The 8,199-nt window shown below is 69.2% G+C and carries 6 protein-coding genes and 1 pseudogene; 4 read left to right on the top strand and 3 right to left on the bottom strand.

The genetic code is table 11. The features are described from left to right. The 3 genes and pseudogenes from ACFTWP_RS40125 to ACFTWP_RS40115 all read right to left on the bottom strand — a co-directional run. Positions 1–188 (bottom strand): annotated as a pseudogene (locus tag ACFTWP_RS40125) (sugar ABC transporter permease); the annotation flags it as partial. 185 nt (positions 189–373) lie between these two features. Next, on the bottom strand, positions 374–1,702 hold the full coding sequence (locus ACFTWP_RS40120) for an extracellular solute-binding protein (protein WP_380270135.1): 1,329 nt from the start codon (positions 1,700–1,702) through the stop codon (positions 374–376). Positions 1,703–1,801: 99 nt separating this feature from the next. Further along, a complete protein-coding gene (locus tag ACFTWP_RS40115) occupies positions 1,802–2,995 on the bottom strand; it encodes an ROK family protein (protein WP_380270134.1) in 1,194 nt (397 codons plus the stop codon). A gap of 426 nt (positions 2,996–3,421) precedes the next feature. On the opposite strand from ACFTWP_RS40115, the gene ACFTWP_RS40110 reads away from it, so the two are divergent. The 4 genes from ACFTWP_RS40110 to ACFTWP_RS40095 form a co-directional block, all read left to right on the top strand. Then, positions 3,422–3,904, top strand: coding sequence for a hypothetical protein (locus tag ACFTWP_RS40110; RefSeq protein WP_380270133.1), 483 nt, complete (start codon positions 3,422–3,424; stop codon positions 3,902–3,904). A 1,037-nt stretch (positions 3,905–4,941) separates the two neighbouring features. Beyond that, a complete protein-coding gene (locus ACFTWP_RS40105) occupies positions 4,942–5,115 on the top strand; it encodes a hypothetical protein (protein WP_380270132.1) in 174 nt (57 codons plus the stop codon). Next, a complete protein-coding gene (locus ACFTWP_RS40100; RefSeq protein ID WP_380270131.1) occupies positions 5,112–7,202 on the top strand; it encodes a family 20 glycosylhydrolase in 2,091 nt (696 codons plus the stop codon). The genes ACFTWP_RS40105 and ACFTWP_RS40100 overlap by 4 nt, the downstream gene beginning before the upstream one ends. 594 nt (positions 7,203–7,796) lie before the next feature. Continuing rightward, positions 7,797–8,199, top strand: a 403-nt coding sequence (locus ACFTWP_RS40095; RefSeq protein WP_380270130.1) for a discoidin domain-containing protein, incomplete at its 3' end; no start/stop codon positions are given.

Below are 8,199 nucleotides of genomic sequence, written 5' to 3'. Positions count from 1 at the left end.
GCCACCATCGCGGCCGTGAACAGCACACTGCGCAGCAGGGCGCGCCAGAACTGCGGATCGTCGAGCAGCACGGAGTACTGCCGCAGGCCCACCAGGTGGTAGCTGCCGGTGAACAGCGAACGCTGGTTGTAGTCGGTGAAGGAAGTGTAGATCAGGAACACGATCGGCGCGGCGGTCACGGTGAGCATCACCAGACCCGCCGGGGACAGCAACCACCACGGAGCCCACGAAGAGCGACGGCGGAGCTGAGTGTGCGGACGGCGACCGCTGGTGCGGAACGCACCCACCGGGGGTTGGATCGTCATGTTCTCTTTTGTCCGGTCGGCACAGCAGATGGGGAGGGCGCCCCGGGATCAACAGGGCCCCGAGGGCACTATTGACCTGCGTTCAGTGTCTTGTTCGCCGTCGAGTCGAACGTACTCGCGGCTTCCTGGGTGCTCTGGCTTCCGGAGGCGACCGCCACGAAGAGGTTGTTGATGTCCTTGTTGGCCTCCAGCTGGGTCCAGTTGGGGTTGGCGGGGGTGGCTCTGGAGTTGAGGGCGGCGTCGAAGAAGGCCTTGTCCAGGTCGCTGATCGATGCCGTGGCGGCCTTGATGCCCTCGATGCTGTTGGGGATGAAGCCCTCGTGGCCGACGACCCACTTGCTCTGGATGTCCGGGCCGGCGGCGATCTTCGTCCACTGCAGGGCGAGGTCGGCGTTGGCACCGTGGGCGGCGATGCCCCAGTCGGAACCGCCGAGCATGACGGGCTGGGCCTTGCCGGACTTGCCGGGCAGCGGGAAGGTGCCGAGGTCGGCGTCGGTGAGCTGGGGGTTGGCCTTCTGGATGCGTCCGATGAAGCCGCCGGTGGTGATGATCGCGGAGGCCTTGCCGTCGGCGAAGATCTGGACCTGGTCGGGGTTGCTGGTGTCGACGGTCCGCGAGGCGGCGGCGGAGAACTGGTTCTGGAAGGCCTTGAAGTCGGCGAGGCCGGCCTGCGCCTTGTCGCTGCCGAAGCCCGCGATCCACTTCGAGCCGTCCTGGGTGGCGATGTCGCCGCCGGCGTCCCAGACGAACTGCATGCCCGCGATCCAGTTCTGGCCGGGGAGGTAGAGCGGGGAGAAGTCGGCGTCGGGGTTGGCGGCCTTGACCTTGGTGAGGTCGTCGGTCAGTTCGTTGAAGGTGGTCGGGGCCCTGTCGACGCCTGCCTTCGCCCACATGGTCTTGTTGTAGATCACGGCGCGGGCGCCGGCGAAGCCGGGGACGGCGTAGAGCTTGTCGTCGACGGTCGCGGGGTCGACCAGACCAGCCAGCCAGGTCTGACCCTGCTGCAGGTCGGCGGCGTAGGGGGTGAGGTCCTTGAGACCTCCGCTGGCGGCGAAGCTGGCGACCTGGGTGTTGCCGAGGTCCAGCACGTCCGGCGGGTTCGAGGTGGCCAGCGCGGTGGTGACCTTCGTGGTGATCCCGTCCCAGGCCTGGACCTGGACGTCGACCTTGGCGCCGGTCTGCTGGGTGAACGCGTCGTTGATCGCCTGGAGCGACGGCTCCGAGTAGTCGCCGTCCATCACCCACAAGGTAAGGGTCTTGCCCTCACCCTTCGCGGTGGCGACGGCCTGCGGCGTGGTGGCCGCGGAGGTTGCCGTACCGGAGGTCGAGCAGGCGCTCAGGGCGACGGCGACGGCCAGGGCGAGAACCGTGGCGGTACCACTTGACTTGTGGTTCATCGGATTTCCTAGCGGGTTGTCTTGCGGATTCCGGGTCGAGCCGGCGGTGCACGGTGTCGCCGGGGGTCTCGGCCCAGAGATCTGTGGGTCGGCCGGAGCTCAGAAGACGCCGAGCTCTGCGAGCACCAGGCACGCCCCGCCCAGCAGGATAAGGTCGTCGTCCCCGGCCAGTGACCGGATGGTCAACGACGCGCCGGTCCGGGCGAGCGTGCGCGCCTGCACCGTCTCGACGGCTGCGTCCAGTAAAGGGCCGTCGATCAGGTCGGCGGGCCCGGTCAGGATGATCTCGTTCAGGTTCAGCGCGCAGGCGATCGGGGCGAGCACCGTTCCCAGCGCCTGCCCGGCGGCAGCGAGGATCGCGTCGTGCTCACAGTGCGCAGCGGCGGCGAGGCGCTCGCGCAGGTACACGGCATTGATCATCGGGTCCAGGCATCCCCGGCGTCCGCAGATGCAGGGTTCGCCGTCGACGTCGACTGTGAGGTGTCCGATCTCGCCGGCGGCGAACTGCTCGCCTTCCACGAGTTCGCCGCCCACCACGAGACCGGCGCCGACGCCGTGTTCGGTGGCGATGACCATGAGGTTCTGCGCCTCGGAGCCGCGGAAGTGCAGTACGGCCAGGGCCGCCGCGTTGACGTCGTTGCCGACGTAGGCAGGGACGCCGAAGCGGTCGGTGAGCCGGCGGGCCAGCGGCAGGTCGTGCCATTCCAGGTGGGCGGCCTGCCGGACGGTGCCCGTGTCGTCGACGATGCCGGGCGAGCCGACGCCGATCCCCAGCACCCGGCTCGGGGCACGCTGCAGCAGGTCGGCGACCAGCTCGTTCACCAGGTCGTGGGCGGCCTCCCCGAGCGCGTCGCCGACAGCGACCTGCGACCGTTCGACGATCTCGCCCCGCAGGTTCGTCACCGCCCCCCGGAAGTACTCGGCGGGCGAGAGGTCGAGCACCACCAGGTTCACCGCGTCGTCCTGGATCTCCACCAGCATCGAGGGCTTCCCCCTGCGCCTGCCGCCCTCCAGGCGGGGCTCGACGTCCGCGACCAGGCCGTCCGCCTCCAGATCGGCGACCAGCGCGGAGACCGTCGGCGCGGTCAGACTCGACACCCGCGACAGGTCCGCCCGGCTCATCGCACCCTCGCGGTAGAGCGTCGCCAGGACGAGCGAGCGATTGTGGGCCCGGTTGTCCTGAGTCTGCGCCTTCGTTCGCTCCTGCCGCCGGCGCCGCGTCGGCGGCAGATCGAACAGACCCCGCGGCGGGCGACGGCCCGCGGCCACATCGGTACGGACGGACTCACTCACGGCGTAGCACTCCTTCCGGTTCCAGCCACCCGAGCCTAGTTTCTCAGGCGCCTTTACATATGACTTCAACAATGAGCTCGTCCTCGACCCCTATCAAGAGCCTCGGATCCAGCGGCTGTAACGATCTGGTGGACCCGCATCGAGCGCCGCCATTCGGCGCCGGGCGCCGTGATCGCGGATGCGGCGCCGGTCGGGCGATCGGCGCTTGACAGACGCCGCAGGAGGATCAATTATTCAAGGAGAATTAAGTAAATGGTACTTTGATATTGCGTCCCGCGCGAGCGATCCCCGTCAGCGGCACGCGCCGGACCCACATGGCCCCCGCCACAGCGGCCGCCCCACCGCCCGGCAGACCGCACCGGTTCCACGAACCGGCCCGGCACACACCCCCACCCCTCACATCTCTCTCCCTGCCGGGAGGCATCCATGTTCGTGTACGGATCAACACCCGCCGCCCCTGCCCCGCGATCGTCACGGGATGCCGGCTGGCTGCCACAAGATCCCACCAGGCTGCACCTGGTCGAGGTCGGCCAGGACTTCGACGTCGTCAGGACCCCCCGCACACTGGCGGCGAAAGTGTGGGCCGTACTGGAGCCCCACCGGCCGAGCTGTGTCGAGGACATCGTGACCGGCGCGTTCCTGTGGCTCGTTCCCGTCGGACGCGCGCGCCGCTGGCCCCTGCATCCCGACCAGCACGCAGCAGTACTCGCCCGGGGCTGGCACGTATCGATCCCGGGAGAAAACTGCGTGGAACGCCGCCGATGGATCGGGCCGGGCCCGGCACTCACCCCCGCCGACCTGCTCGAAGCCGCCCTGGACAGCCTGACACACAGCCGGCCGCCGCCGTCCGAGCCTGCCCGGGCCCCCAAAACCTGCAACGCCGCCTGCGCATCGGCCCCCTGCAAGTAGTGCATCCCCCAGGGGCATTCGCCAGTCACCCGAAGGCCCCGCGGGAGACAGCACAGTCACCGCGAAAGGCCCGGTGGCAACCGTCGCCGACCCCCGGGCCACCTGCGGCCCGCCGGAAGCCCGACACGGCCGCCCCGCCTGCCGAACAAGGGACGATCGGCACCTGTCCCCGTCCCCGGCGCGACCCCGCAGCCAGCCGCCTGCCTGCGCTACTACCCGCACAACTACTCGGGGGCCAGCCGCCACGTCGAGGCCCTGCGCAGCTTCGCCGTCCGACTCGGCGTACCCGCCCCCGCCTTGTACCTCGACTACGGCTTTTCCTGCACCGGCCCCCGGCCCGGCCTCGGACGCCTCGTCCGTGCCGCCATGAACGGCTCCCACCGCCTCCTCCTGGTACCCGGATGGTGGGTCTTCTCCGTCGACGACACCCAGGCCGACCTGACCGTCCGGATGCTCACCACCCTCCGCCTGCCCTGCAGAGGATCCTTGACCGTGCAGGCCAAGCCGGTGTGCGGCATCTTGCCTGTCCGGGCGGGACGACCTCGTGCTCCTCGATCGAAGCGCGTCATGGCGAGAGGATCTGCCAGGATTCCTGGGCGAACTCAGCAGTGGCCTATACCAATAGGTCTATACCACTGCGTGTGATGCTTGACGGACGGGCCTGACCTACGCTCCACTACGTCGACCGGCCTCTGTCGCCCCTCCCAAACCGCTACCTGCGGTCGAGGACTCCCCGCGGCACCCCTCCTGTGAAGACCTTCAGAACCCGGACGCCGCTCAGGCCTTGCCCCCCGCGAATCGGAGGGTCTGCCTCGCGAGGCAGACCCAGGTCTGGGCAGCCCGAAGTGGCCTGCGACAGAACACGCAGGGATTCCCGCATCGATCCGCAACGGTTCGATGCAGTTCCCTTCAGTACCCGTGGCCCCCGGGTACCCGCTCCAGTCCGCCGGCCGGTGGAACAGACCCGCCCTGCCACACCATCACCCCCGATGCTCCCCCACTGCACCATCCCCTTCAGAAAGAGCTCACCGATGCGCGTGAGATCCACTGATATGTCCATGTCGGTCCTGGCCGCGATGCCGTGCACCGTGCACCTCGAGACCGCCACCACCTCCTACAACGGCCAGGCCCCCCACGCCACGGCCCTGTCCACCAGCAGGCCCACTGACCACAGCCGCGTAGCGACGCTCATCATCGAGGCGGAGAGATGACGCCGATCCACCGCACCGCGGACCTGGTGAGGGCGAAGCTCGCAGCCGGAGCGGCACAACTGCTCCGACGGTGTCGAGAGACCGGAACGGTCCGGCTGGTCGCGGGCGCCATGGCCGCGGCGCTGGCCGTCACGGCTCTCCCCGCACTGCTGGGAGAGCAGCCGGCTCACGCGGCCACGCCCTCCTCCATGAGCTCGATCGTGCCGCAGCCGTTCACCGTCCAGCCGAACACTTCCGTGTCCTTCCCGGTCGCCTCGACCACGGGCATCTACACCGACGCGAACTCGACCGCCGCCGGCCAGGTCGGAAACTACCTCGCCCAGATCATGAGACCGTCCACCGGCTACCCGCTGACGGTGTCGCCCGCGACCACCGCCCCCTCGGACGGAATCTCACTGCTGCTCACCGGTGCCGACCCGTCGGTCGGCGCGAGCGGCTACCAGCTGGACGTCACGGCGACCGGTGTGGTGATCCGCGCCCAGCAGCCCGAAGGGCTGTTCGCGGGAGTGCAGACGCTCCGGCAGATCCTTCCCGCGCAGATCGAGTCGAAGACCGCCCAGCCCGCCCCGTGGATCGTGCCCGGCGGGCACGTGGTGGACCACCCGCGCTTCGCCTACCGCGGTGCGATGCTGGACGTCGCGCGGCACTTCTTCACCGTCGACAAGGTCAAGCGCCAGATCGACAACCTCGCCCTCTACAAGATCAACTACCTGCACCTGCACCTGACCGACGACCAGGGCTGGCGCATCGCAATCAACGGCCGGCCGAACCTGACCAGCATCGGCGGCGCCACCGCTGTCGGCGGCGGCCCCGGTGGCTTCTACACCCAGGCCGACTACACGGACATCGTCGCCTACGCGGCGTCGCGCTACGTCACGATCGTCCCCGAGATCGACATGCCCGGCCACGTAGGTGCCGCCCTCGCCTCCGCCCCCGAGCTGAACTGCAACGGCGTGGCTCCGCCCGTCCACACCGACATCGCGGTCGGGTGGAGCTCGCTGTGCATGAACGACCCTGACACGAAACCCTTCGTCGACGACGTCATCAAGCAGATCGCCGCCCTCACCCCCGGCCCCTACATCGCCATCGGCGGGGACGAGGCGAGCGGCACCCCCGCCTCCGACTACACCCCGTTCATGACCTGGGCGCAGCAGACGGTGGTGAAGTACGGCAAGGCCGCCACCGGCTGGCACCAGCTGGCCGGGTCCACGCTCCAGCCGGGGACGCTGCTCCAGTACTGGGGGACCACCTCGACCGATGCCGCTACGGCGTCGGCCGCGGTGAACGGCACGGGGCTCATCATGTCGCCGGCCAACCTGGCCTACCTGGACCAGAAGTACAACGGGAACACGGTCATCGGCCTCTCGTGGGCCGCGCAGATCGACGTGACGGCCGCGTACGCGTGGGACCCGGGGACGTACCTGTCGGGCGCGCCCGCCTCCTCCATCCGTGGTATCGAAGCGGCCCTGTGGTCGGAGAGCGTCGTCACCCCCCAGGACATCGACTACCTGACCTTCCCCCGGCTGCCCGCCTACGCCGAGCTCGGCTGGTCGCCCACCTCCACCCACGACATCACCGGCTTCAAGCAGCGCCTCGCCGCCCAGGGCCCGCGCTGGGACACCCTGGGCATCCGCTACTACCACTCCACCCAGATCCAGTGGCCCACCACCTCCGCCGGGACCGGGCCCGAAGGACCGGTCACCTCCGGCGTACCCCAGAAGTGCCTCGACGTCCAGGGCGCGCAAACGGCCAACGGCACCCCGATCATCCTGTACGACTGCAACAACACCCCCGCCCAGAAGTGGGCGATCGGCGACGACGGCAGCCTGCAGGCACTCGGCAAGTGCCTGGACGCCACGAGCGCCGGCACCGCCAACGGGACCAAGCTCCAGCTCTGGACGTGCAACCAGACCCCAGCGCAAAAGTGGCACTACCCCGGCACCTCGGCCGGCACCGCCGGGGCGAGCATCGTCAACCCCAACTCCGGCCGCTGCATCGCCACCCCCAACCAGGCCACCGCCAACTTCACCCGACTCCAACTCTTCGACTGCAACGCCATCCCCACCCAGACCTGGTGGCTTCCCTAGCCAAGTCCACGATGCCCCGGCCACCTCCCACCGGCGGCGCCTACACTCCCACCGACCCGCTGACCCGGCAGACTGGCTGACCTGACCGGCGCCGGTCCCGGCCGCACCCAGTCGGTGACCGTGGACGACAAGGCCGCCGGTGGACCCGGCACGGCCACACGCGCGCGGCTCACCTCCTGGCCGCGATGACCAGCGACAGCCGGACCGTCACGCAACTGTGGGTTCCCGACAAGACCAACAATGAGGCTGCCGGTGCAGCCGCCAGCTCATTCCTCCGCGCATCGATCACCCGCAAGTCGACGCCCCATCAATGCAGTTCACATGCATCGAAGCGTATACGACTTACAAGAGTGGTATAGACCAATGGCTTTGCGCTGGCCCTTGACAGGGTCGTGCGGGTCGCCACACGATGACCCACCACATCCAGGTTGCGCGGTGCGGCTGCCACAGCCCGACTCGACGCCGGCACCTGGTAGACGCCGGCGGCCCTTGAGCCGATCCGGCACCATCGCCGCCTGCTCGTCACTTCTCTCCCCGCAATGCGTCGGCACCCGCGATTGAAGGACCCACCCCTCCCCTGCCCGAGGAATTCCCGTGCGATCACACACCCATCGTTTCCTCAGACCACTGCTCGCGTGTCTGCTCGTCGTGACACCGGCGGCAGCGATTCTCCCGGCTGCCACGGGCGCCTCGGCGGTGTCGCCCGGCTACAACGCGCCTGACCTGGCCAAGGGCGGCACCGCCAGCGCGTCGTCCACCGAGAGCGCCGGCGTCACCGCCAACCTCGCCTTCGACGACAACCCCGCCACCCGCTGGGCCAGCGCCTCGAACAACAACGAGTCGATCCAGGTCGACCTGGGCACCGCCCAGTCCGTCGGGTCCGTCGTCCTCACCTGGGAAGGCGCCTACGGCAGGGACTACGACATCCAGGCCTCCCCCGACGGCCTGACCTGGCCCACCACCCTCTTCCAACGCCGCGGCCACGTCGGCGCCGGCA

The sequence above is a fragment of the Kitasatospora sp. NPDC057015 genome, from assembly GCF_042673745.1.
In the GTDB taxonomy this organism is placed as follows: Bacteria; Actinomycetota; Actinomycetes; order Streptomycetales; family Streptomycetaceae; genus Kitasatospora.
Note: the sequence above shows the minus strand (reverse complement) of the source record. Positions and strands in the feature narration are given on the sequence as shown.